Origin of the sequence: Dehalococcoides mccartyi 195, from assembly GCF_000011905.1 — a bacterium.
Taxonomy (GTDB): domain Bacteria; phylum Chloroflexota; class Dehalococcoidia; order Dehalococcoidales; family Dehalococcoidaceae; genus Dehalococcoides; species Dehalococcoides mccartyi.
The window spans coordinates 1,131,899-1,154,021 of sequence record NC_002936.3 but is presented as its reverse complement, the minus strand read 5'-3'; the positions used below and the strand labels follow the sequence as shown (position 1 = coordinate 1,154,021).

The following is a 22,123-nucleotide window of genomic DNA, read 5'->3' as shown; positions in this document are numbered from 1 at the left end:
GATTTTTATCTAGGCATCTGCCCAGGCTACCACGCAGACAGCATTAGGGCCGATAGATGTGCCGATGACTGGGCCTATCCGTGAACGGATTATCTTTTCTTTGGGGAAGATATTACCCAAACGGTCTATCAGACTTTCGGCTACTTCGGGTGTGTTGGCGTGTTCAACCCCCAGATAGTGGATATTCTTGCGGCTGGCGGCATAGTTGTAAAGGTAATCCATACCCGCCTGATGGGAACGCACTCTGGTTACCGGGCTGACCTCTCCGTCCTGAACGGTAATAATGGGCTTGAATGAAAGCATAGCCCCCAGCAGGCTCTGGGCTTTGCCAATCCGCCCGCCTCTGGCCAGGTATTTCAGGGTGTCAAAATACATAACCCCCGCCAGATAGTTATGGGGTTTTCTGAGTTCTTCCAGTATCTGGTCCAGATTAGCCCCTTCTTTGGCCATATCCGATGCCCGGACTGCCCTGAGCCCGTGCCCGAGGGTAGTCAGCTGGGTATCCAGCACCTCTATGCGGCAGCCAGGGCTTTCCAGCGTTTTTTTAGTGTAAAGTGCAGACTGATAAGTGCCGCTGAGTTTCTGGGACAGAGTCAGAATAAGTATCTGGTCGGTTTCTTTTGAAAGACGGCTTACCAGTTCCATCACATATCCGGGCAGGGGCTGGGTAGTAGTGGGAACGTTACTGTCATGAACCAGACGGGTATAAAATGTTTCCGGGGTTATATCTATGCCATCCTGAAAGTGTTCGTTCCCGAAGGATACAGTGAGCGGCATTATATGCACATTGCCCATGACTTTGGCCATCTGGGGGGTTATATCCGAAGTACTGTCAATCACAATCTGGACATTCAAATTAAAGCCTCCAAAATCCTGTTACCGGCTTTTCCCGATGATGTTTAAACACAGGGTATTAGGCCCTGTGTATGTGCCTACTACCGGCCCCACCTGGGTAATATATATCTTTTCAGGCGGAAACAGGGGAGCGAGGCGTTCCTTCAGTTTCAGGGCATCGGTAGTAGAGGTGGCATAACCGATACCTACATATTCAAGGGTGCTGTGCTGGGCGGCAAAGTTGTAAAGCTGGTCCATACCGGCTTGAAGTGAGCGCACTCTGGTCAAGGGGGTTACCACCCCGTCCCGTACAGTCAGCAGGGGCTTTACTGAAAGGAGCGAACCCAGCATACTCTGGGCGCGGCCTATGCGTCCGCCCTTTTGCAAATAGGTCAGGGTATCAAAAAACATAAGCGGCTGGGCATCAGGCAGGCTTTGGGTTATGGCTTCTTTTATCTCTGCCAGGGTTTTTCCGCTTCTGGCCAGCTCACTTGCTTTTACCGCCAGTAGTCCCAGTGCCAGGCTGACTGTCTGCGAATCTATTACTTCTACGGGGCAGGTGGGGTTTTCCAGCATACTTACGGCGCTCAAAGCAGACTGGTAAGTGCCGGAGAGCTTGGATGAGATAGTAATAACCAGTATGCCTTCGGCTTCCGGCATCAGTTTTTCATAGTTGTCTTTAAATACGGCCGGTGACGGCTGAGTAGTCTGGGGGTAAATACCGCTTTGGGAAAGGCGGCGGTAAAATTCATCCGGTTTCAGGGTCACATTATCCAGAAAGTGTTCACTGCCGAAAGAGACAGTTAAGGGGATTACTGTAATCCCCATATTTGTAGCCATTTCGGGCGGAATATCCGAAGTGCTGTCGGTTATTATTTTTACCGCCATATCCAGCTCCTTAAAATTATTTATCTTCCAGAACGGTAACAGCTACCGCATTCGCTCCGGTATAGGCGCCTACCACCGGCCCAATCTGTGACCGGTATATCTTTACTTTGGGTAATATCTCCATTAGCTTGGCTGCCAGCTCATCGGCGTCTTCCGGGCTGGTGGCGTACTCTACCGCCAGATATTTTATCTTGGGGAAAGCGGTAATAAATTTATACAGGTATTCCATGCCGGCCCTGCGGGAACGTACTTTGGAAAGGGGGCAGATAATCCCGTCTTCCATTTTCAAGATAGGTTTGATAGAAAGCAGCGACCCCACCAGACTTTGGGCTTTACCCATTCGCCCGCCTTTGTGGAGGTAAGTCAGGGTGTCAAAATACATAATAGGGTGGCAGTCCGCCATTTTTTGGCGGATAGTCTGGCTGAGCTCCTTAAGGCCAAGCCCGGTTTTAGCCAGTTCGGCGGCATAAATAGTCAACAGCCCTGTCCCCATGATAACCCTTTCGGAGTCTATCACTTCCACCTGGCAGCGGCCGTGTATCATCTCGGCGGCATTTTTAGCAGACGAGTAAGTACCGGAAAGTTTTGAGGAAAGGGTGATAACCAATATCTCATCTGTTTCTTCACACAGCTTTTCAAATGTTTCCAGAAACACTCCCGGTGAAGGCTGGGTGGTAGTGGGGAATACATCCTGGGAAGTAAGGCGGCTGAAAAACTGGTCAGGTGTTATGCTTAGGCCGTCTTTAAAGTGTTCATTGTCAAACGAAACTGTCAGCGGAACTACGGTTATGCCCAGTTCAGCGGCCAGCTTCTGGCTGATATCCGAAGTGCTGTCGGTTACTATTTTGACTGCCATATTTTCCCTCTATTCAATAGAAACGGTGTAGTTATAATGGGGCTGTCCCCCATTCACCATCTCAACCTGAAGCGACGGATACTTTTCTATAAGCTCAGTCTCCAGTATTTTGGCCTCGTCTTCGGTCGTATCCGCCCCGTAATAGACGGTGATAACCTCTGATTTGGAAAGGTCCAGTTTGGATATTATTTCATCCAGCACCGCTTTGGGTTCATCACCCACCGCACACAGTTCGTCATCCAGCAAACCAATAGCCTGTTTTTTCTTTATATTGAGGTCATTCAGCTTGGTAGAGCGGACTGCCCTGGTTATCTCAATGGTTTTAACGTTTTCTTTGGCTTCCTTCATCAGGTTAAAGTTGGTTTCAAAGTCTGCTTCATAGTCAAAAGCCAGCAGGGCGGCTACGCCCTGGGGTATGGTGATGCTGGGTATAACCTTTATCTTTTTCTTGGTCAGGTTTTCCACCTGAATAGCTGTCAGGATAATGTTTTTATTGTTAGGCAGTATTATTACCTTGTCCGAAGGGGCGGCTTCCACTGCCTGTAAAATGTCTTTGGTAGACGGGTTTATGGTCTGCCCGCCGGAGATAATGCTCTGGGCGCCCAGACTTTTAAAAACCTCTTTCAGCCCGTCACCGGCAACTACGGCCACAATAGCGGTATCCACTGCCGGCATGCGTTCCTTTTGCAGGGCTAAAAAGTCTTCGTGCTGTTCGTCCATATTGCGTACGCTGACCTTGTGCATAGTACCCAGGTCACACACGTAGTTCATAACACTGCCCGGTTTGAGGGTATGTATATGCACTCTTACGGTGGTGGGGTCACCCACTACTATAAGCGAAACGCCCTTTTTCTTCAGCCACTCACGTATCTTGTCAATATCCATATTTTCGCCTTTGAGCAAAAACTCGGTACAGTAGCCAAAGGCTTCTTCGTCATCTACCACGTATTGTCCGGCAAGGTTGCCGGTGGGTATGTTTCCGGTAATAACCCGTGATTTGCGGAACTGCATGTCCTCAATTTCGCCCCGCAGGAAATGGAGAGCCCCCTCCAGTATGGTATAAAAACCCTGTCCTCCGGCATCTACTACCCCGGCTTCACGCAGGGCAGGCAGCAGGCTGGGGGTATTGGCTACGGATTCACCGGCCGCATTCATGCCTTTTTCCACCAGTTCACTTACGCTCTGGACACCGTTCTCCAGCTCTTGCTGGCTGGTGGTGGCTACATCTCTGAGTACGGTCAGGATAGTGCCTTCCACCGGGTTATTCAGCCCCTGATAGGCTGTCTCAGAGGCCTGTTTCATGGCTGCCGCCCAGTCAGAGGCGCAAATGTCAGTTTTATCTTTAAGGGCAATGGAAACACCCCTCCATATCTGGGAGAGGATAACGCCGCTGTTGCCGCGGGCACCCATCAAAGCACCCTTGGCTATGGCTAAGGCTACGGTTGAAACATTAGGTTCGTTGTATTTGAATGTTTCGTCTACTGCCGAGCGCATGGTCAGTAACATATTTGTACCGGTATCCCCGTCCGGGACAGGGAACACGTTTAAAGCATCTATATCCTGGGAGCTTTTTTCAAGCCAGTCTGTAGCAGCAGCCACCATATCTCTAAACTGGTCGCCGCTGATATTTCCGTTCTGTGTCATTTTTTCACCTTTGCTTATAGCAATTCTAAGTGGGCAAACTTGTAAAGGCCAATCTGCTATGATATATTTACTTGTCGGATTTTATATGAATTTAGTGGTTCAGTCAAAGGAGTAAATCTTTTAAAACTATGAAGTGTGAAATGTGTGGCAAGACCCCTACATATGGGCATAATGTAAGCCATTCCAAGAGGCGCACTAACCGCGTCTGGATGCCTAATATCCATTCCGCCAAGGTTACAGTCAACGGCGCTGAGGTTCGTATGAAGCTCTGCACCCGTTGCATCCGCTCTCAGGCCAAGCTTGCTAAAACTGCCTAATACAGACATTTAGTTTTTAACTCCAGCTTCAGCCAGTATTTTCTTAGCCCGGGCAATTGCCTGGGCTATTTGTTTTGGGGCAGTTCCGCCGGTCAGGTTGCGGGCGTTTAAAGCAGACTTTATATCTACTGCATAAATATCGTTTCCAAACAGGTTTGAAAACTGGCGGTATTCCTCAAGGCTCAGCTCGCCAAAGGTTTTATTTTGGGAGATGGCGTAGCTCACCAGACGGGCTACTATGCCGTGGGAACTGCGGAAACTTTCACCTTTGCCCACCAGATAGTCGGCAATATCGGTTGCCAGCACGTATCCTTTTTCCAAAGCCCGGAGCATACGTTCGGGTTTGAACGTGGCGGTTTTTATCATACCGGCAAATACCTCAAGGCTGTCACCCAGAGTATCTGCGCATTCAAACAGAGGTTCTTTATCTTCCTGAAGGTCACGGTTATAGGAAAGGGGCAGACCCTTCATGACAGTCAGCATGGTATTTAGAGAACCGTATACCCGCCCGGTCTTGCCGCGGCAAAGCTCGGCTACGTCAGGGTTTTTCTTCTGGGGCATAATGCTTGAGCCGGTGGTATAGGCATCATCAAGCTCTACAAAGGCATATTCCGCCGAAGACCATATCACCATTTCCTCACTCAGTCTGGAGAGGTGCATCTGGCAGATAGCGGCGTCTGAAAGGTATTCCAGTACAAAGTCCCGCTCTGAAACGGCATCCAGCGAGTTCTGGCTGATAGCCGTAAAACCCAGCTCTTCGGCTACCATTTTGCGGTCAAGCGGATAAGGTACGCCAGCCAAAGCCCCGCTGCCCAGAGGCATCACATCTGAGCGTTTTTTTGCGTCTGTAAAACGCCCGCAGTCACGCTCCAGCATTTCAAAATAAGCCAGCAGGTGGTGTGAAAGAAGCACCGGCTGGGCTACCTGCAAATGGGTATAACCGGGCAAAGCGGTTTGCTGGTGGGCTTCCGCCTGTTTCAGCAAAGCCCCCTGAAGGGTGCGTATTTTATTGATAGTGCTGGTACAGGTGTTTTTTACAAACAGGTGTACATCGGTGGCTACCTGGTCATTCCGGCTGCGGGCGGTGTGCAGTCTGCCGGCCGCCTCGCCGATAAGTTCAAAAAGACGCCCCTCTATGGCCATATGGATATCTTCCATTTCGGGTTTAAACACAAAACTGCCGGTTTCAATCTCTGTCAGGATATCCGAAAGCCCGTTTATGATGGACTGGCTGTCCCCAGCGGAGATAATGCTCTGCTTACCCAGCATGCGGGCATGGGCGGTTGAGCATTTTATATCTTCCTGGTATAAGCGCCAGTCAAACGGCAGCGAGGTGGTATATCTGACCACAAGTTCATCTGCCGGTTTTGAAAAGCGGCTGCGGATATGGCTCATCTAGGATTTATTCCCCTTTTCTTCTTCCAGAATAGGCTGGAGCTGGGCCTGCAGTTTGGCCTGAAGTCCCCACAGGGTTATGAAACCCACTGCCGAAGACGGGTCAAACTGGTCTCCCTTATCATAGGTGGCCATACCCTTGTGGTACAGGGAATAGGGGGATTTGCGTCCCACTACCCGGAAGCTGCCCTTGGAAAGCTTTAAGCGGACTGTGCCGCTGACAAAGCGCTGGCTGGATTCTATAAAAGCGTCCAAATCCTGCCGCAGGGCAGAGAACCACAGCCCGTTATAAATAATATCCGAATAGGTGGCTTCCACCATCTGCTTAAAGCGTAACTGGCTCTTGGAAAGGGTCATGGCTTCCAGAGCCTGGTGGGCGGCAATCAGCACCACCGCCGCCGGGGCTTCATAAATCTCGCGGGATTTAATGCCTACCAGACGGTTTTCCACGTGGTCAATACGGCCTACCCCATGCAGTCCGGCAATATCATGCACTTTCTGTATAAGGGCTAAAGGAGACAGTTTTTCCCCGTTTACAGCTACCGGCACGCCCTGTTCAAACTCTACTTCCAGGTACTCAGGTGCGTCCGGGGTTGCTTCCACCGGGCGGGTCCAGGCAAATACTTCGGGAATAGGCTCGTTCCAGGGGTCTTCCAGCAGACCGCACTCTATACTCCGCCCCCACAGATTTTCATCTATGGAGAAAGGGTTTTTGACTGAAATAGGTACGGGAATGCCCCATTTCTGGGCGTATTCCATAGTTTGCTCACGGGTCATGCCCCACTGGCGGGCGGGAGCAATAATCTTCAAATGGGGGGCAAGGGTGTTTATGCCCACGTCAAAACGTACCTGGTCATTGCCTTTGCCGGTGCAGCCGTGGGCAATGGCGGTAGCCCCTTCTTCCATGGCTATGTCTACCATAACCTTGGCAATCAGGGGGCGGGCAAGGGCGGTAGCCAGCGGATAGACACCCTCGTACATGGAATTGGCCTTGATAGCCTTCCAGATATAATCCTCGGCAAATTCCTTGCGTACATCCCGTACGTAGGCCTTTTTAGCCCCTACCTTCAGGGCTTTTTCTTTTATCAGGGTAAAGTCTTTCTCATTACCCACGTCTATGGTAACGGCAATAACGTCCATGCCGTATTTTTCCTGAAGCCATTTGACGGCGGCCGATGTATCCAGCCCGCCGGAATATGCCAGTACAACTTTTTCAGACATAAAAACCTTCCTTAAGCAATTGTTTTATTATCTACTAACCTTGGTTTGAAGTCCAGTCATTTTTTACGTTTTTAAGTTTATTGTTAAAAAATCAGTTATCTGTTTCTTTACTTCGGCGTGTTCCCACGAATACTCATGTCCGGGAGCACCTATATACAAAAGCACGTTGCCCGGGCTTTTAGGTGAGCGCCCGAAGAGTGCCATAAAATTGGCGGAGAGTATGGTTTTTATATCCCCGTAACTGAACGAATCCGGCACCAGCCCGTTGCTTCGCATCAGCAGCCGCCTTTCATGGTCAAACCCTTTGTGCCAGACCGGCGGGCCGGTTTCAATACTGAATACTTCAGGCATATCCCTGAGGAACATCAGGGTATTATTGGCCGAAACCGCTCCGTTGCTCTCACTGCCCAGCACTATTTTCAAATCCGGCAGGTGTTTCAGCAGGAAACCCAGTTTGGCTGAAAGCTCATTGGACTTGCTTAGCGAATGGCTGCTTGAGGCCAGCACTTCACTGAATTTTCCGCTTAGGCTGCGGGCAGTCCGCTGATAGTCCATTATCAGGGTTTCAAACCCCCAGTCTGTGGTAAGTTCGTATATGCCCCGGGTAATGCTCTCCCAGCCCTTTGAGGCCGAAATCCGGGCATAACCGAAACCGCCGGGATTAAACAGCAGCAATAAATCAATGTTTTTGACCGCCAGATAGGCCGCCAGCAGATTATTTCTGAAGGTTGCCTGTTTGGACAGGTTTTTGGGGAAAAACCGGGCGGCAAGCTTAGCGGCTTCGGCGCTTATACTTTCAGGTACTTCCGAAAGATTAGGTTCTTTGAGTTTGTCACCTGCGCTGGTGCGAAATAATCCCGGCATGGTCAGGGGATTAGCCAGCAAAATCAAAAAAGCGCCTGCCGCCAGCAGTACGGCTACTCCTAAAATAATTTTCAGTATGTCCCAGTCCATCTACCCCTAAACCCCGCAGCTTTCATGCCGGGTAAGCACACTATCCAGCTTGGCAATTGCCGCATCTATATCTGCTTGGGTGATATTCAGCGGGGGCATAAACCGCAGGGCATTGGGCTTAACCGCATTCAGCAGCAGCCCTTCTTCCAGGCAGCTTTCGACTATTTCTTTGGCAATATTGGTTTTAAAGTCCAGTGCCATCAGCAGACCGCAGCCGCGGCAGCCCTGTATAAGGCTGTGTTTTATTTTAAGTTTTTCAAGCCCTTCAGCAAGGTAGCTGCCCATGCTGCCGGCGTTTTCGGAGATATGGTTGTCCAGAATAAACTTCATAGCCGCATATCCGGCGGCACAGGCCAGCGGGTTGCCGCCGAAGGTAGAGCCATGTTCCCCCTTGGCAAAGACCGAAGCGCTCTCCTTAGCCATAAATGCACCTATGGGTATGCCGCCAGCCAGCCCTTTGGCCAGAGTAATAATATCCGGCTCAATGCCGGAATGTTCATAAGCAAAAAGTTTGCCGGTACGGCCGATACCGGTCTGGATTTCATCCAGTATCAGCAGTATGCCAGCCTCATCACATATTTGGCGGACAGCTTTAAGGTAGCCTTTATCAGGTACGTTTACCCCGCTTTCACCCTGTATGGGTTCAAGCATAACGGCACAGGTTTTGTCTGTAATGGCCGTTTTTATAGCCTGGGGATTATTGTACTCCACGTTTATAAAACCGGTTGGCAGGGGGGTATACGGCTCCTGGTATTTACTCTGGCCGGAGGCCGAAACCATGGCCAGGGTCCGCCCGTGGAAAGAACCGGTGGCGGTAATTACTTCGTAAGCCCCTTTTAGTTTGAGTTTACCGTAGCGGCGGGCAAGCTTAACTGCCCCTTCGGTAGCTTCGGTGCCGCTGTTGCAGAAGAAAATACGGTCCAGTACGCTGTTATCAACCAGCAGTTTGGCCAGTTTAAGCTGGGGAATGGTATAAAAATTGTTGGAAGTCTGGATAAGTGTGCCAGCCTGCTCTGAGACCGCTTTGACTACTGCCGGGTGACAGTGCCCCAGGCTGTTTACCGCCCAGCCGGCTACAAAATCCAGATATTCTTTACCCTTATCATCCCAGACCTTTGCTCCCTGCCCCTTAACAATAGTGATGGGTGCGCGGTAAAAAGTCTGCATGTAATATTTATGTTCAAGCTCTTGCCAGTTATCCATTTTAACCTCTTTTATTAATAGTATTATCGCCTTTTTAAAAAGGCAATCTGCCGGGTTAACAGGTTACTATGTCTAACTGCGCCTAAGATGCTGGCCTATTATGGTAGTGCCGCAATTGCCTTCGGTAAGCTCACGCACCAGCATATGGGGTATTCTGCCGTCTATTATGCAGGCGGAAGCACCTGCCAAAGTCGCCTTAAGGCATGAGCGGAGCTTGGGTATCATCCCGCCTGAGGCTGTGCCTGAAGAGAGCAGTTCGGCGGCGTGCTCTGCACTTATCTCACCCAGTGCCTCCCCGTTTTTGCCCTTTACGGCCGGTACATCTGTCATAAAGACCAGCCGTTCGGCCTGAAGGGCGGCTGCAATCTCTCCGGCGGCCGGGTCTCCGTTTATATTGATTAAACGGCGGCTGCCGGACGGGCGTTTTGTATGGTGGAAGCTGACCGGTGAAATCACCGGAGTAATATCTTTATCCAGCAGGGCGTTAATAAGCCCGGTATTTACTGCGGTCACATCTCCCAGATAGCCGGTTTCGGTTGCCCGCATTTGCCCGGTTATGGTAGCCCCGTCCACTCCGGATATACCGGCGGCCTGTACGCCCATATCCAGCAGGGCGGCCACAATTTCCTTATTCACCAGCCCCGTTAAAACAGCGGCAACTACGTCCAGAGTAGGGTCATCTGTCACCCGTTCTCCGTTAACAAGGCGTGTTTCCAGCCCCAGCTTGGCAGACCAGTCACTGACAGTGCTGGCACCGCCGTGGATAAGCACCGGCTTCAGCCCCAGCTGTTTTAGGGCGGCAATATCTTTCAGGGAGGTGTCCTTGGAACTAAGGACTGAACCCCCCAGCTTTATTACAACTATATGGTTACTCACTTGGGATACATTCATTTCAGTTTAAGTGGTGTAGTCCGCGTTTATTTTTACGTATTCGGCTGAAAGGTCACAACCCCAGGCGGTAGATTTGCCTTCGCCCAGGTTCAGGTTCAGTTTTATAATAACTTCTACCTGTTTAAGCCACGAAGACAGTTCTTTTTCGTCTGCACCTGTGCGCTGGCCTTTTTGGAGTACCCGGCTTTCGCCAAGGTACAAGTCCACCCGTTCTATATCAAAATCAGCCCCGGACCGTCCGGCGGCCGCCAGTATCCGTCCCCAGTTGGGGTCAGCCCCGTGGACAGCGGTCTTCACCAGCGGTGAGCCGGCTACCGCGCGGGCAATCAGTCTGGCGTCTTCCAGGCTGGCTGCGCCTTCCACCTGTATTTCAATCAGCCGTTTAGCGCCTTCACCGTCCCGGGCAACACTCTTAGCCAGAGACTGGCAGACAATGTTAAGTGCCTGCTGGAATACCAGCGAATATTCGGTATCTCCGGCAAAGGTGGGGTTTTCGGCTTGGCCGTTTGCCAGCATGAAGAGGCTGTCATTAGTAGAGGTATCACCGTCTACCGTTATCATATTGAAGCTGATATCCGCCGCTTCTTTAAGGGCAAACTGCAAAAAATCCTTGCTTACGGAGGCATCTGTGGTTATAAAACCCAGCAGGGTAGCCATATTGGGGTGAATCATTCCCGCCCCTTTGGCCGCTCCGGCTATGTAAAACTGGAAACCTTCTATATTTACCCGGACTGCAATCTCCTTGCTGCGGGTGTCGGTAGTCATTATTGCCCGGGCAAAATCATGCCCGTTGCGCTGGGAAAGACCTATCAGGCGGATACTCTCTTTGATTTTATCCATGGGCAGGCGGTGGCCGATAACCCCGGTAGACGCTATCAGCACATCTTTGGGCTGCATATTCAGGGTTTCAGCCGTAGTCTTTACCATCTCAATGGCATCTGCCATACCGGCTTCACCTGTTCCGGCATTGGCACAGCCGCTGTTGACTACAATAGCCCGGTTATCCGGGAAACCCAGATTGTGTTCTGAAATATAGACCGGGGCAGCCCGGAATTTGTTGGTAGTGAATATGCCTGCGGCCACGCAGGGCGTATCCGAGTACAAAATAGTTAAATCCAGATTGTTCTTGGACTTCTTTTTGATACCCGCATAAATAGCGCCGGTTTTGAAACCTTTGGGTGTGGTAATGCTGCCGTCAGGCAAAATATCTATACTGCTTTTCATAGCACTAGAATATACCACTTCCCAAGCCGGAGGGCAATTTAAAAAGGCACCTGGACAAGGTGAAATTTACCCGCCTGTCAGCAGGGTTTCTAAGTCCCCCGGTTCACACCGCACAGGGTCTTACGCAGTCTTTCGGGGTTACTGCTTTTCAAAACAGCGTTTTCGGTGCTTATTACCCCGTCTTTTGCCAGGCGGGTCAGTTCATTATCCAGTGTTTGCATACCTTCATTTTTGCCCAGTTGCATTATGGTCAGCAGTTCAAACGTTTTACCTTCGCGGATAAGGTTGCGGGCGGCATTGGTGGCAATCAATATTTCAAAAGCGGCCACCCGGCCTTTATTATCCAGTCTGGGAATAAGGGTCTGGGAGATAATGGCTTCCAGTACCTGGGAAAGCTGGAGGCGTATCTGCTGCTGCTGGGAGGGCGGGAACATATCTATCAGCCGGTCAACCGTCTGGGGGGCATCGGTAGTGTGGAGGGTGCCTATTACCAGATGGCCTGTTTCGGCGGCGGCAATGGCAGTGGATATGGTTTCCAAATCTCTCATTTCGCCTATGACTATTACGTTGGGGTCATGGCGGAGGGCGTGTTTTAAGGCCGTTGCAAAGGAATGGGTATCTCCCCCAAGCTCACGCTGGGATATGATACACTCGTTGTCATGGAACAGGTACTCTATGGGGTCTTCAATAGTAATCACGTTGCACCGGCGGCAGTTGTTCAGGTGCTCTATCATGGCGGCCTGGGTGGTGGATTTGCCGCTGCCGGTAGGGCCGGTAACCAGCAGCAACCCGCGCGGGCGGATAATCAGGTTTTTAAGGATAACCGGCAGCTTAAGTTCATCTATGTTGCGGATAGCAAAGGGGACTACCCTGAAAGCCAGACTCAGGCTGCCCCTCTGGCGGAGTACATTGACCCGGAAGCGGGCCAGATTGGTAACCGAATAGACGAAATCCAGTTCATTTTCGGCGGCAAATATCTCCTGCTGGTGGGGGGTAGTAATAGCGGTGAAAATTTGTTCGGCATCTTCCGGAGTAATTGGCGGGTATTGCATCTGGCGTATTAGGTCCCCGTTTATGCGCAGTACCGGTGCGGTAGGGGCTTTGATATGTAAATCTGAGGCGTCGTTGTCTACTACCAGTTTCAGCAGTTCATATACCTCTATCAAGGTCGCACCTCCCAAGCTGCAGACAGATATTACTCAGGCTGATAATATTTAAAATTATTATATGTATAATAACCTATAATACACATATGTCAAGAGAAGTGATTTTAAAGCAGGTTTGGGCTGAAGGGTGAAAGCCAAAATACACAATATCCGCTTTGCCAAATCCGTTATGAGGGCGGGTTTGGGTCAGTTACCCTGTTTGGGGGCAGGGCGTTACTAAGTGCTTAATCATGGTTATGGGTCTTGACAGCTTTGCGGAGGTTCAGGAATTCCTCCCGGACCGGCGAATCCAGCCAAATTCGGGAAAGGCTGCTGCGTTGTCCGGTCAGCCACAGGTACAGGTCATCTTTGGTCATAGAGCGCTTGCACCAAAGGCATGTATAAACCCCGCTTTCCTGTTTTACCCATTCATGGGTGTGTCCCATAATAGTCTCCTTGCAGGACAGGGTGTCTAAATATATTTTATGTTATATCCTGCGGGATTGCTATTAGTGGGAGTACGTAATTTGGCCAAAACGGGCAGGGCAAAACAGGGGTCTCTTTTGACTTCAAAAGGGCAGGTTTGTCAGCTCAGTCCTGTTTGAAACAGCTCTGGCAGTAAATACGGATATTTTCGGCGGTATCGGCGGCTGCGCCGGTCAGGTAAATTACCTTCCAGCCGTCAATACGGGATTTGTCTTTGTTCTCATAAACAAGCTTGCGGTTACAGCGGATATAAGTGTGGGCGTGAGATTGGTCTTTGCATTCGCATTTGCCGCCGCACCTCTGCCAGGCCTGCTCAACTACACTACTATACATATTCACCTCGTAAACCACGGCACTATAATAATCAACCGAAGCAGATTATTTGTCAATATATATAGCCGGTTTATAAAGTTTAAGGTATTATGATATATCTGTTTTATATAAGGGGTTTAAGATGAAGGTTTTAGCCGTATCGGGTAGTCCCCGTCCGCAAGGTAACACCGCCTTTCTGCTGGATGAAGTTCTTTCCGAGCTGGAAAAGGCAGGTATTGAGACCGGGAGAATAGACATTGCTCAGGCAAATATCAAGCCTTGTCTGGGGCATGATAACTGCGCCGAATATAAAAAGTGTCTCCAGCACGATGATATGGATGCCATTTTTAAAGACATGGCAGAAGCCGACGGCCTTATTGTGGCTACTCCGGTCTATTATTACAACGTAACTGCCCAGCTGAAAGCCTTTATAGACCGCCATTATTTTCTGTATAAACATGATATATCATTGGAATTTAAAGCTGTAGGGGTGGTGATACTGGCCGAAGAGCAGGGGTTGGATGATACCCTGAATACCCTGGTGCAGTATCTGGACAGCAGCTTTAAAGTAAAAGCCCATGAACTGGTGGTTTTGACCGGTTATGCCGCCCGTGAAGGAGACGCCAAAGACAACGCCGAACTTATCAGCCTTGCTCGGGATATGGGGCAAACGCTGGCGGCTACACTCAAAGGTGCATCCTGACGGATTATCGGGCTATTTGTTGGTGTTTATTTTGAAGGGTATGTACAGCAGGCAGGTACCTACCAGTGAAGTGACAATAAACACTGCCGCTACTATATAAAGTAATACCGACCAACCGCCTGTGGTTACAAAAACAGCCAGTGCCAGGGCAATGATGCCAAGAATAATGCGTATAATACGGTCAGCTTTGCTCATGTTTTTAGGCATATTCGCACTCCTTGACGGTATTTGCAACTATTTTTACTCTTTGCAACACCAAGGGCAATACGTAGATATACGTATAAGCGGAATCTCCGGTTACCCTGTTTTCAGTTTAAGCATTCTTTAGCGCGGTAGCCTAAGGTGTTTTACAGGCGGGAAGACCTGGCATTCGGGTCTTTTTTCCATACCAGGTAAGAGTAGACAAACAGGCCTATTATCCCCAGTAACAAACAGGCCAGGCTGGCTATCATCAGCCATGCAAAACCGGTAATGCCTGCCAGTATCATCAGCAAACCCGCACCCACAAACACTCTGCCGCCCAGACGGTGGGTTTTATCCCATGACAGGTCACTGCTTAATGTCCAGGCGGTGCGTATGCCCACGAACCAGGTGGGGCGGAGCTTGCCGAACATATTTCCCAGCAGTGCCAGCAGCAGCCCTACCATTATCAGAATAAAGGTGCTGGTATTGGCGACTACTCCGTACGAATAGAGTATGGTTATGCCATAAATGCCCCCGAAGAAGACCACTATCAGGCGGATAATCAGGCTGTATACTTTTTCAAACTTCAGGTAGTTAGCCTTGCGGGGGTCAAGGTAGGGCAGGTATATAAGCAGCAGAAATATGCCAAGACATATCAGGGGCATCAGCAGCAAGCCCTCAAACTTGCCTCCGTAGCGGTCTACTCTTCCGTCAATCCCCCAGTGTACCGGCAGCAAGTCCGGGGCATTAGGCCAGGTAATCAGCCCGGTTACAAACATGGCCAGTATAATAAAAAGACTCAGGCGGTGTTCTTTCCAGTTTATATGCATTATTAGCCTTCCTGTTTTATATTGCGAAGGTTTGGTTTGTCCTTTTTGAATATTTCCATCATCAGGTTCAGTACCTCTTCCAGCACCGAGGTATTCAGGCTGTAAAATATATGGTTGCCCTTTTTCTCCTCCCGTATCAGCCCGGCTTCTTTGAGGAGTTTAAAATGGCCCGAAAGGGTGGATAAAGCCAGGTCAAACTGGCGGCTTATTTCACCGGCACTTAAAGGGGTATCTTTGAGAAGCTTCAGTATCTGCCGCCGGTTCGGGTCTGACAGGGCTTTGAAGACCAGATTGTCCAAAGGTTGCACTTCCCAAAAAGTATTTCGGTATATACCGAAATAGTATATAATCAGGCCTGGTTTTTGTCAAAGACAGCCAAACCTGCCAGGCATTTATTTTAAGTATCCGAAAGGGGTTTAGCGGCGGGGGAGAAAGGCATTTTTTGGCAGGTATAAATTCTGGAATATCCGCCGGGATTAAGTGTAAGTTTTGCGGATTAGAGCTATAATAAATCACCCGGTTTTGGCTTGTAAAAGGTGCGCAAGGAGGAAATCTAGATGTTTTCCAAAGAGTGGTTTGTATATGTAATTGGCCGCTGGTTGTTGCTTTCCGGCATTGCCGGTGCCCTTATCCAGTTTGTATTTGCAGATAAACTGGGCATTGCCACTATTCCTGCCTTCCTTTTAAACCAGTTTGTGCTGGCCTGTGTTTTCTGGTACGTAGATAAGTATATATTTCAGCGGCATTTTAACCGGGTCAAAGAGATATTCAAGTTTCCCCGGGTAAAGGGCAACTTCACCCTGGACCACCAGTATAAAAAAATATCTGAAGAGTATGCCGAATTTGCCCAGGCCTATTCCGCTAACCCCGAAGACCACCAGAAATGGCTGCACCAATTTCTGGATTTGAATCATGCGGTAGAAATGACCGAGCGGGTCCTGCGGGAAAAAGGGGTCAGTGTAGACCAGGAGTATTACAATATTGTCCAGCAGAACAAGGCTCGCGGGCTGTACGAAAAGGCCTGACCGCCGGAAAGGATACTCTGGTGAGAGCCACCAAAGAATTTCTCCAGTTGGTCTTGGATAAACTTTCCGCCCTGCCCGGAGTTGATAGCCGGGCTATGTTTGGCGGCTATGGCATTTATTCCCAGGGGCTTATGTTCGGGCTGCTGGCAGATGAAAATAGCCTGTACTTCAAGGCCGGAGAAACCAACCTGGCTGATTACCTTTCATACGGCAGCCGCCAGTTCAAACCTATGCTGTATTACGAAGTGCCGCCGGAGGTATTTGAAGATGAGGTTCTGTTTGTTAAATGGGCAGAACGTTCGGTTATACAGGCCAGGCAGGCAGCTGCCAAAAAGGCTTCCAAAAAATAGCTATTTCCCAAAACTGCTAAGCCAAGCTGTGAAGGTGGCTGAAGTTTAAAATCCTCCTCTTAAAAGGCTCACTCTCTTATGCCTGGGAACAGGTTTCCTTTTTAAATCAAGGTTTAGTTTGGCGTCTGAAAAAATATCCGGTGAAAAAAGTTAAAGCTATATTTGCCGGTTTTGACAGCGGTCTCAGGCTAAGTGGTATAGTAAATAGTGTGGGATACGTTTAAGGGCCTATAACAGGTTTAAACGTATCCGGGCTAACATAGTAATCAATATTTTTGGGGGTAAGACATGAAAGTGGTGGCGTTTAACGGCAGTCCGCGGGCGCAGGGCAATACCCGCCGGGGGCTGGAAATGGTTCTGGCTGAGCTGGAGAAAGAGGGTATTCAGACTGAGATTGTTCAGCTGGGCGGCAAGAGGGTATTCGGCTGTCTGGCCTGCGGCCAGTGCAAAATAAATAAAAATCTCCGTTGTGCCCGTAATGATGACGACATGAATGCTTTTATAGCTAAAATGTTTGAGGCAGACGGCATCATTATAGGTTCACCCACCTATTTCAGCAATGTAAATGCCGAGGTAAAAGCCTTGATTGACCGGGCAGGCATGGTAGCCAGGGCTAATGACCATGCCCTTAAGGGTAAGGTCGGTGCGCCGCTGGTGGCTGCCAGACGGGCGGGGGCTACCTTTGTTTATTCGGCTATCAACTTTTTCTTTGGTATTAACCAGATGATAGTTCCGGGCTCTATTTACTGGAATATGACTCTGGGCGGAGCGCCGGGTGATATTGAAAAAGACGAAGAGGGCAAAAATACCTTTATCCAGCTCGGTAAAAATATGGCGGATTTGCTTAAAAAACTGAATTAGGTTTCTGAATCTGGGGGTTACGGGGCTGTACTTGGATAGGTCAGCCCCGTTAATTTTTTAAGTAAAAAAGTATTGTGTTTTGTCCTGCGGCTTATTATGCTAAAAGTATAAAGGAGCAAAAGGAATAAAACATATGGAATACAATAAATTAAGCCCCGAAGAAGAAGCGGTGTTAATCCGCAAAGGAACTGAACCGGCCTTCAGCGGCGAATATGTGAATTTGTTTAAAGACGGCACATATGTTTGCCGCCGGTGCGGTGCGCCCCTTTATTCCGCCAAAGACAAATTCCACTCCGGCTGCGGCTGGCCAAGCTTTGATGATGAACTGCCGGGAGCTGTTAAACGCCAGCCTGACCCGGACGGGCGGCGGACTGAGATACTCTGTGCTGCCTGCGGCGGACATCTGGGTCATGTCTTTAATGGTGAGAGCTTTACCCCCAAAAATACCCGCCACTGTGTAAATTCACTTTCGATTAAGTTTATGCCTGAGAGCGGCGGCAAATGACTGAAACAGCCGTATTCGGCGGGGGCTGTTTCTGGTGTATGGAGGCAGTATTCAGCCGTCTTTCGGGGGTACTCAAGGTTGAACCCGGATACGCCGGGGGGACTTTGCCGAATCCCACTTATCAGCAAGTCTGCGCTGGAGATACCGGGCATGCCGAAGTTGTGAAGCTGGAATTTGACCCCGCTCTGGTTTCATATACTGATTTGCTGGATGTCTTTTTTCAAATGCATGACCCTACTACCCCAAATCGCCAGGGGCAAGATATAGGCACGCAGTACCGCTCGGTTATTTTTTATACTACGCCTGCCCAGAAAGTGCAGGCTGAGGAGACTATCAAGAAACTTGACGAAAGCGCCGGCTTTCCAGAGCGGATAGTGACCGGGGTATTGCCCCTTGAAAAGTTTTACCCGGCCGAAGATTATCACCGCCAGTATTATGCCTTACATTCCCGCCAGCCTTACTGCCGTTTTGTTATCCAGCCGAAGCTGGATAAGCTGAAAGAACACTTCGGCGGTATGCAGAAATAGGTTTATCCGGACTAATAAAAAGGCGGCTCTTTTAAAAGCCGCCTTTAGTTTATATTCAGTTTAGGTTAAAGGCTTTTTTAGCCTTCGGTTATAGTTATCTTGATAATCTTGGGGGGATTGGAGGGGGTGCTTACCTCGCCATAACTGTTAGCTACTACCGGTACTGACGCCAGCTTGGTAATCACATCCATTCCTTCAATCACCCGGCCGAACTGGGTGTAGTTGGGCTGGTAGTCCAGGTTTTTAGCTTGTGCGCCGGTACAGATAAAGAACTGGCTGCCGTTGGTATTGGGGCCGGCATTTGCCATGGCAACTATACCGGGGTCATACGAATGTTTTACCGGCAGTTCATCAGCAAAGCGGTAACCCGGGCCGCCTCTGCCGGTGCCGGTCTGGTCACCGGTCTGAATCATAAAAGCTTTCATTATGCGGTGGAAGATTACCCCGTTGTAGTAGTTTTCTTTAGCCAGAAATACAAAATTATTAACCGTCACGGGGGATTCGGAGGCAAAAAGCTCAATCTTGAAGCTGCCCAAAGTGGTTTCCACCGTGGCGAAATATTGCTTGGCAGGGTCTATCTGCATGGCCGGGGCAGCATCCCAGGACATGGGGGTTACTTCAGGGGCGGCATCTCCGCCGTTGCAGCCGCTGGCAAACAGGGTTACGGGGAAAAGTGTAGCCAAAATAAGGGCTTTAGTGGATTTCATTAGTTTACCTTTCTGATATAAATTAAAATATTCGGGCTGTATTGAGAAATTTGTACCTGTTCATGGTATCAGAAAAAGCTGTGTTTTTCCAACTGCTGTTTGGTATTTTATATTTGAAAACAGGCTGGCTGCATAGAAAAGGGCGGCATCACAGCCGCCCCTTTTAGTTTTAGGCCTGAGTATTAGTCAAACGGCTTTTCCAGGAAAACTGCAATATTGTCATCGTAAATCAATACCTGAAAGTCAAAGCCGCGTACTACGCCGGAAAGAGTTGTGCAGGTACTATCCGAATTTGTAGTTTCGGCATATTCAGCCATATTCTGCAGCCGGGCGCGGTAGTATTCCACTGCGGCCTGTCTGCCGCCGCTGAAATTATAGTGATTGGTGTACTGAAGTTCACCGTCTCCGTTGCTCCGGCAGGCTACGTCATGGTATCGCTGCTGGGTAAGGTTAAAAACGGGGAATACATCTGACGGGAAATCCCCCCAAAGAGGATGTTCGGTATAAAAGTTATCAGGCATATCAGCCGCCAGGTAAATCAGATTACGGCTGCCTTCTTCTACAACTCTGGCGGTAAAGTGATAATTATTTATATCAGTGTCCACGTCGTAAAAGCTGGAAGGGTTCAGGCTTCCGGCAAGCCCGGCATAATAAGCTACAATCTCGGCTTTGGGCTTTTCGCTGTAGTAAACAACATTGTACGTACATACATATCCCGGGTTCATATTAAAACCGGGGAAAAACACATCTAAATTGCAGGAGCTTATGGCCTTGCTCTCATAAAGCGGCCACATCTGCTCAGGGTATCCTTGCAGCAGGTATCCCTCATACTGGGCATAGGGGTCATATACAGGCGGCGGATTGGAGGAATTGTTGGAGTTATCATCTGGGGGGGGATTAGATGCGTTACTGTCAGGGTCATTTCCTCCGCCACAGGCAGAGAGTACCAAAAGCAGGCAAACAAGGCTCATAAAGGCAATACGTCTGAGGCTTTTTTTCACAAACTATCCCTCTTAAAAAATATTGGCAGTTTGGAATGTATGCGGGAGAGCACCTTTATGGCACTTGGGGTCAATTGGCCAAACCAACCTAAGTAAGTATAACAAAACCTTACCATAAATATAAAGCATCAGGCGGCATTTTGGGGTATACCTTAAGCCGGTTTCAGATTTTCTCCGGCTGGCAATACCTAGAGGATAATAGTGCGGTTGTTGTGCACGAAGATGTGGTGGTCTAAAAATACCTTCATTGCCTGTGAAAGCACCAGTTTTTCAATATCTCTGCCCTTTACCATAAGGTCTTCTACGCTATCCTCATGGCTTATGGGCATGGTGGACTGGCAGATTATAGGGCCTTTGTCCAGATTGTTATTTACAAAATGGGCGGTAGCACCCACCAGTTTTACCCCGCGTTCAATCGCCTGGTGGTAGGGGCGCGCCCCCTCAAAAGCCGGCAGGAACGAATGGTGGATATTTATTATCCTGTTTTCAAAGCGGGCTACAAATTCGGGTGAAAGCACCTGCATATATCTGGCCAGTATCATGAAGTCTATACTGTACTCATTGATCAGACAGGTCTGCTCATTTTCGGCTTCAAGCTTGTTATCCGGGGTGACTTTGACTACTTTGTAATCAATGCCGAATAAGTCGGCTACCGGTTTTAAATTAGGGTGGTTGCTGATAATCAGGGGAATATCACACTTAAGTTCTCCGGCTTTATACCTCAGCATTATATCCCACAGACAGTGGTCATATTTAGATACAAATACTGCCAGCCGGGGTTTGCGGTCAGAGTAGAATATCTGCCAGTTGTCTGCGTAGCAGTATTCCTGCCCCATTAGTGCAATCTCGGCTTCCATCTGTTCACGGCTAAGTGCAAAAGCAGAAATATCCCATTCCAGGCGCATAAAAAAAGTATTGGACGGGTGGTCTACAAATTCGTCCAGGGTAATAATATTGCCGTTATTGCGGCAGATAAAGCTGGAAATACTGGAAATAATGCCTTTTTTATCTGTGCAGTGAATTTTAAGTATAGCGCTGGGCATATTCTTCTCTTTAAAAAAGTTATTACATACTCTAGCAGTTATTTATCGTCAAGACAATCTTTTCAGCTACGCATTTTGGGGCGGCTAAAACTTGAAATGGACAAACACCCGCCCGAAGTTTTTATCGTCTTTTTCCAGCCGGTGGTAGAGTTTTTTAATATCGGGCTGGGCCAGAAACCTGAGAACATGTTTCTTGAGCTGACCTGAGCCCTTGCCGGGGATAATCTCCACCGGGCTGATTTTCTTTTCAACCGCCTGGTTGATTACCCTGTGCAGTTCAGCCTCAATCTGACCGCTTTTATTGTAAATATCGTGTAAATCCAGGACCAGTTTTGTCATTTTACCTTACCGTTTATATATTTAGCAGGCGGGAAGGGTGCGCCGGACGGGTGCATCATAAACTAAAATGATATAGCTTGCCAAATAGCCAGCCGGAGTTTGGCCTTTTGGTGGAGTATTCTTGCCGGCTATTTAGGTATCACTCTTATTTTTTATTCGCTAAGTTTTCGTTTACTCTGAAAGCCACAATTTTTCTGATGAGCGGAAATGGCAGCGGTTTATCCAGCGGAAACCTGACTGTGCCTTTGGATATCTCGTAAGCTGACAGCTCTTTTTCAAAAGCGGTGATGCCTGATGATGAGGGGAAAAAGCTTATGTGGTTTTTGAAAGCACCGAAATGCACCAGATTGCCTTTTAGCTTAAATGTAGGTATGCCGTAGCTGATAGTCTCAACGGCCTGAGGTGCCTCCTCACTGATAACCTGCCTTAACTCCCTGAGAATAACCTGAACATTCTCAGGGAACCCCTGGATATATTTATCTATACTTTTGTCAGGTGTATTTTGCATTTCTTATTCCTGTTTGGTTAAAAGTAGCCAGACATTTACCATCTTATTCTAAGGTTAAATCAGGGCAGGTTCAATCCCTGGTTTGGTTTTGGGGGTGTATATACAGAGAGTTTGTTAGTTCGCCCTGCATTTGCGGTTGTTTCTGAAGAGGTTTTTTAAATAGTCATTAGC

General features: G+C 48.9%; 28 protein-coding genes. 7 read left to right on the top strand and 21 right to left on the bottom strand.

The features are described from left to right. Window positions 1-9: 9 nt before the first annotated feature. Genes DET_RS06500 through DET_RS06485 form a run of 4 tightly spaced genes read right to left on the bottom strand, consistent with a single transcriptional unit; the run spans window position 10 to window position 4,222 of the window. Window positions 10-855: a DegV family protein gene (locus tag DET_RS06500; RefSeq protein WP_041223396.1), complete on the bottom strand. Its 846-nt coding sequence runs from the start codon at window positions 853-855 to the stop codon at window positions 10-12. 21 nt (window positions 856-876) lie between these two features. Beyond that, entirely contained in the window at window positions 877-1,722 is an 846-nt protein-coding gene (locus tag DET_RS06495; RefSeq protein WP_010936954.1) for a DegV family protein, read from the bottom strand. Between the two features lie 16 nt (window positions 1,723-1,738). After that, window positions 1,739-2,578, bottom strand: a complete 840-nt coding sequence (locus DET_RS06490) for a DegV family protein (protein WP_010936953.1) — start codon at window positions 2,576-2,578, stop codon at window positions 1,739-1,741. Between the two features lie 9 nt (window positions 2,579-2,587). Next, a complete protein-coding gene (locus DET_RS06485) occupies window positions 2,588-4,222 on the bottom strand; it encodes a DAK2 domain-containing protein (RefSeq protein ID WP_010936952.1) in 1,635 nt (544 codons plus the stop codon). A 128-nt stretch (window positions 4,223-4,350) separates the two neighbouring features. On the opposite strand from DET_RS06485, the gene rpmB reads away from it, so the two are divergent. After that, window positions 4,351-4,539: a 50S ribosomal protein L28 gene (gene rpmB / locus DET_RS06480; RefSeq protein WP_010936951.1), complete on the top strand. Its 189-nt coding sequence runs from the start codon at window positions 4,351-4,353 to the stop codon at window positions 4,537-4,539. Window positions 4,540-4,548: 9 nt separating this feature from the next. Here rpmB and argH read toward each other — a convergent pair whose 3' ends face one another. The 9 genes from argH to DET_RS06435 form a co-directional block, all read right to left on the bottom strand. Beyond that, window positions 4,549-5,934 carry an argininosuccinate lyase gene (argH, locus tag DET_RS06475; protein ID WP_010936950.1) on the bottom strand — a complete coding sequence of 462 codons (1,386 nt, stop codon included), beginning with the start codon at window positions 5,932-5,934 and terminating at the stop codon, window positions 4,549-4,551. Continuing rightward, window positions 5,935-7,155 (bottom strand): argininosuccinate synthase, encoded by a 1,221-nt coding sequence (locus DET_RS06470; protein WP_010936949.1) that lies wholly within the window; start codon window positions 7,153-7,155, stop codon window positions 5,935-5,937. Between the two features lie 63 nt (window positions 7,156-7,218). Beyond that, window positions 7,219-8,109, bottom strand: a complete 891-nt coding sequence (locus tag DET_RS06465; RefSeq protein ID WP_010936948.1) for a hypothetical protein — start codon at window positions 8,107-8,109, stop codon at window positions 7,219-7,221. 6 nt (window positions 8,110-8,115) lie between these two features. Next, window positions 8,116-9,312, bottom strand: coding sequence for an acetylornithine transaminase (locus DET_RS06460; RefSeq protein ID WP_010936947.1), 1,197 nt, complete (start codon window positions 9,310-9,312; stop codon window positions 8,116-8,118). 72 nt (window positions 9,313-9,384) lie between these two features. Next, window positions 9,385-10,203 (bottom strand): acetylglutamate kinase, encoded by an 819-nt coding sequence (gene argB / locus DET_RS06455; protein WP_010936946.1) that lies wholly within the window; start codon window positions 10,201-10,203, stop codon window positions 9,385-9,387. 6 nt (window positions 10,204-10,209) lie between these two features. Next, entirely contained in the window at window positions 10,210-11,427 is a 1,218-nt protein-coding gene (gene argJ, locus DET_RS06450) for a bifunctional glutamate N-acetyltransferase/amino-acid acetyltransferase ArgJ (RefSeq protein ID WP_010936945.1), read from the bottom strand. An 89-nt stretch (window positions 11,428-11,516) separates the two neighbouring features. Then, entirely contained in the window at window positions 11,517-12,593 is a 1,077-nt protein-coding gene (locus tag DET_RS06445; protein ID WP_010936944.1) for a type IV pilus twitching motility protein PilT, read from the bottom strand. Window positions 12,594-12,817: 224 nt separating this feature from the next. Then, window positions 12,818-13,018, bottom strand: coding sequence for a hypothetical protein (locus DET_RS06440; protein ID WP_010936942.1), 201 nt, complete (start codon window positions 13,016-13,018; stop codon window positions 12,818-12,820). A 145-nt stretch (window positions 13,019-13,163) separates the two neighbouring features. Beyond that, a complete protein-coding gene (locus DET_RS06435) occupies window positions 13,164-13,391 on the bottom strand; it encodes a hypothetical protein (protein ID WP_041223395.1) in 228 nt (75 codons plus the stop codon). Window positions 13,392-13,512: 121 nt separating this feature from the next. Here DET_RS06435 and DET_RS06430 point away from each other — a divergent pair, with 121 nt between their 5' ends. After that, window positions 13,513-14,073, top strand: a complete 561-nt coding sequence (locus tag DET_RS06430) for a flavodoxin family protein (protein WP_010936940.1) — start codon at window positions 13,513-13,515, stop codon at window positions 14,071-14,073. 12 nt (window positions 14,074-14,085) lie between these two features. Here the strand turns inward: DET_RS06430 and DET_RS06425 are convergent, their stop codons facing one another. The 3 genes from DET_RS06425 to DET_RS06415 all read right to left on the bottom strand — a co-directional run bounded on the left by DET_RS06425 (window position 14,086) and on the right by DET_RS06415 (window position 15,376). Continuing rightward, on the bottom strand, window positions 14,086-14,280 hold the full coding sequence (locus DET_RS06425; protein ID WP_010936939.1) for a YgaP family membrane protein: 195 nt from the start codon (window positions 14,278-14,280) through the stop codon (window positions 14,086-14,088). A 140-nt stretch (window positions 14,281-14,420) separates the two neighbouring features. Further along, on the bottom strand, window positions 14,421-15,086 hold the full coding sequence (locus DET_RS06420) for an SdpI family protein (RefSeq protein WP_010936937.1): 666 nt from the start codon (window positions 15,084-15,086) through the stop codon (window positions 14,421-14,423). A 2-nt stretch (window positions 15,087-15,088) separates the two neighbouring features. Next, on the bottom strand, window positions 15,089-15,376 hold the full coding sequence (locus DET_RS06415) for an autorepressor SdpR family transcription factor (RefSeq protein WP_041223472.1): 288 nt from the start codon (window positions 15,374-15,376) through the stop codon (window positions 15,089-15,091). A gap of 267 nt (window positions 15,377-15,643) precedes the next feature. On the opposite strand from DET_RS06415, the gene DET_RS06410 reads away from it, so the two are divergent. The 5 genes from DET_RS06410 (at window position 15,644) to msrA (ending at window position 18,354) form a co-directional block, all read left to right on the top strand. Beyond that, window positions 15,644-16,111, top strand: coding sequence for a hypothetical protein (locus DET_RS06410; protein WP_010936935.1), 468 nt, complete (start codon window positions 15,644-15,646; stop codon window positions 16,109-16,111). A gap of 20 nt (window positions 16,112-16,131) precedes the next feature. Further along, entirely contained in the window at window positions 16,132-16,461 is a 330-nt protein-coding gene (locus tag DET_RS06405; RefSeq protein ID WP_010936934.1) for a TfoX/Sxy family protein, read from the top strand. A 288-nt stretch (window positions 16,462-16,749) separates the two neighbouring features. Continuing rightward, window positions 16,750-17,322 (top strand): flavodoxin family protein, encoded by a 573-nt coding sequence (locus DET_RS06400; RefSeq protein WP_010936933.1) that lies wholly within the window; start codon window positions 16,750-16,752, stop codon window positions 17,320-17,322. 133 nt (window positions 17,323-17,455) lie between these two features. Continuing rightward, complete coding sequence (locus DET_RS06395) at window positions 17,456-17,827, top strand: methionine-R-sulfoxide reductase (RefSeq protein WP_041223394.1); 372 nt, start codon at window positions 17,456-17,458, stop codon at window positions 17,825-17,827. Continuing rightward, window positions 17,824-18,354 carry a peptide-methionine (S)-S-oxide reductase MsrA gene (gene msrA, locus DET_RS06390; RefSeq protein WP_010936931.1) on the top strand — a complete coding sequence of 177 codons (531 nt, stop codon included), beginning with the start codon at window positions 17,824-17,826 and terminating at the stop codon, window positions 18,352-18,354. The genes DET_RS06395 and msrA overlap by 4 nt, the downstream gene beginning before the upstream one ends. A 77-nt stretch (window positions 18,355-18,431) precedes the next feature. On the opposite strand, the gene DET_RS06385 is transcribed toward msrA, so the two are convergent. The 5 genes from DET_RS06385 to DET_RS06365 form a co-directional block, all read right to left on the bottom strand. After that, the gene (locus DET_RS06385) at window positions 18,432-19,061 is read right to left on the bottom strand and encodes a peptidylprolyl isomerase (protein ID WP_010936930.1); all 630 of its coding nucleotides are present in this window, start codon (window positions 19,059-19,061) and stop codon (window positions 18,432-18,434) included. Window positions 19,062-19,243: 182 nt separating this feature from the next. Next, a complete protein-coding gene (locus DET_RS06380; RefSeq protein ID WP_010936928.1) occupies window positions 19,244-20,062 on the bottom strand; it encodes a hypothetical protein in 819 nt (272 codons plus the stop codon). 188 nt (window positions 20,063-20,250) lie between these two features. Next, on the bottom strand, window positions 20,251-21,105 hold the full coding sequence (gene purU, locus DET_RS06375) for a formyltetrahydrofolate deformylase (RefSeq protein ID WP_010936927.1): 855 nt from the start codon (window positions 21,103-21,105) through the stop codon (window positions 20,251-20,253). Window positions 21,106-21,189: 84 nt separating this feature from the next. Next, window positions 21,190-21,444 (bottom strand): Smr/MutS family protein, encoded by a 255-nt coding sequence (locus DET_RS06370; protein ID WP_041223393.1) that lies wholly within the window; start codon window positions 21,442-21,444, stop codon window positions 21,190-21,192. Window positions 21,445-21,589: 145 nt separating this feature from the next. Continuing rightward, on the bottom strand, window positions 21,590-21,952 hold the full coding sequence (locus DET_RS06365; protein ID WP_010936925.1) for an iron chaperone: 363 nt from the start codon (window positions 21,950-21,952) through the stop codon (window positions 21,590-21,592). Between the last annotated feature and the right edge of the window lie 171 nt (window positions 21,953-22,123).

Excerpts from the sequence above, each read along its gene's own strand:
- DET_RS06495 (WP_010936954.1), bottom strand. The coding sequence starts at position 1,722 with ATGGCGGTAAAAATAATAACCGACAGCACTTCGGATATTCCGCCCGAA.
- DET_RS06490 (WP_010936953.1), bottom strand. The coding sequence starts at position 2,578 with ATGGCAGTCAAAATAGTAACCGACAGCACTTCGGATATCAGCCAGAAG.
- DET_RS06485 (WP_010936952.1), bottom strand. The coding sequence starts at position 4,222 with ATGACACAGAACGGAAATATCAGCGGCGACCAGTTTAGAGATATGGTG.
- rpmB (WP_010936951.1), top strand. The coding sequence starts at position 4,351 with ATGAAGTGTGAAATGTGTGGCAAGACCCCTACATATGGGCATAATGTA.
- argH (WP_010936950.1), bottom strand. The coding sequence starts at position 5,934 with ATGAGCCATATCCGCAGCCGCTTTTCAAAACCGGCAGATGAACTTGTG.
- DET_RS06470 (WP_010936949.1), bottom strand. The coding sequence starts at position 7,155 with ATGTCTGAAAAAGTTGTACTGGCATATTCCGGCGGGCTGGATACATCG.
- DET_RS06465 (WP_010936948.1), bottom strand. The coding sequence starts at position 8,109 with ATGGACTGGGACATACTGAAAATTATTTTAGGAGTAGCCGTACTGCTG.
- DET_RS06460 (WP_010936947.1), bottom strand. The coding sequence starts at position 9,312 with ATGGATAACTGGCAAGAGCTTGAACATAAATATTACATGCAGACTTTT.
- argB (WP_010936946.1), bottom strand. The coding sequence starts at position 10,203 with ATGAATGTATCCCAAGTGAGTAACCATATAGTTGTAATAAAGCTGGGG.
- argJ (WP_010936945.1), bottom strand. The coding sequence starts at position 11,427 with ATGAAAAGCAGTATAGATATTTTGCCTGACGGCAGCATTACCACACCC.
- DET_RS06440 (WP_010936942.1), bottom strand. The coding sequence starts at position 13,018 with ATGGGACACACCCATGAATGGGTAAAACAGGAAAGCGGGGTTTATACA.
- DET_RS06435 (WP_041223395.1), bottom strand. The coding sequence starts at position 13,391 with ATGTATAGTAGTGTAGTTGAGCAGGCCTGGCAGAGGTGCGGCGGCAAA.
- DET_RS06430 (WP_010936940.1), top strand. The coding sequence starts at position 13,513 with ATGAAGGTTTTAGCCGTATCGGGTAGTCCCCGTCCGCAAGGTAACACC.
- DET_RS06425 (WP_010936939.1), bottom strand. The coding sequence starts at position 14,280 with ATGCCTAAAAACATGAGCAAAGCTGACCGTATTATACGCATTATTCTT.
- DET_RS06420 (WP_010936937.1), bottom strand. The coding sequence starts at position 15,086 with ATGCATATAAACTGGAAAGAACACCGCCTGAGTCTTTTTATTATACTG.
- DET_RS06410 (WP_010936935.1), top strand. The coding sequence starts at position 15,644 with ATGTTTTCCAAAGAGTGGTTTGTATATGTAATTGGCCGCTGGTTGTTG.
- DET_RS06400 (WP_010936933.1), top strand. The coding sequence starts at position 16,750 with ATGAAAGTGGTGGCGTTTAACGGCAGTCCGCGGGCGCAGGGCAATACC.
- DET_RS06395 (WP_041223394.1), top strand. The coding sequence starts at position 17,456 with ATGGAATACAATAAATTAAGCCCCGAAGAAGAAGCGGTGTTAATCCGC.
- msrA (WP_010936931.1), top strand. The coding sequence starts at position 17,824 with ATGACTGAAACAGCCGTATTCGGCGGGGGCTGTTTCTGGTGTATGGAG.
- DET_RS06385 (WP_010936930.1), bottom strand. The coding sequence starts at position 19,061 with ATGAAATCCACTAAAGCCCTTATTTTGGCTACACTTTTCCCCGTAACC.
- purU (WP_010936927.1), bottom strand. The coding sequence starts at position 21,105 with ATGCCCAGCGCTATACTTAAAATTCACTGCACAGATAAAAAAGGCATT.
- DET_RS06370 (WP_041223393.1), bottom strand. The coding sequence starts at position 21,444 with ATGACAAAACTGGTCCTGGATTTACACGATATTTACAATAAAAGCGGT.
- DET_RS06365 (WP_010936925.1), bottom strand. The coding sequence starts at position 21,952 with ATGCAAAATACACCTGACAAAAGTATAGATAAATATATCCAGGGGTTC.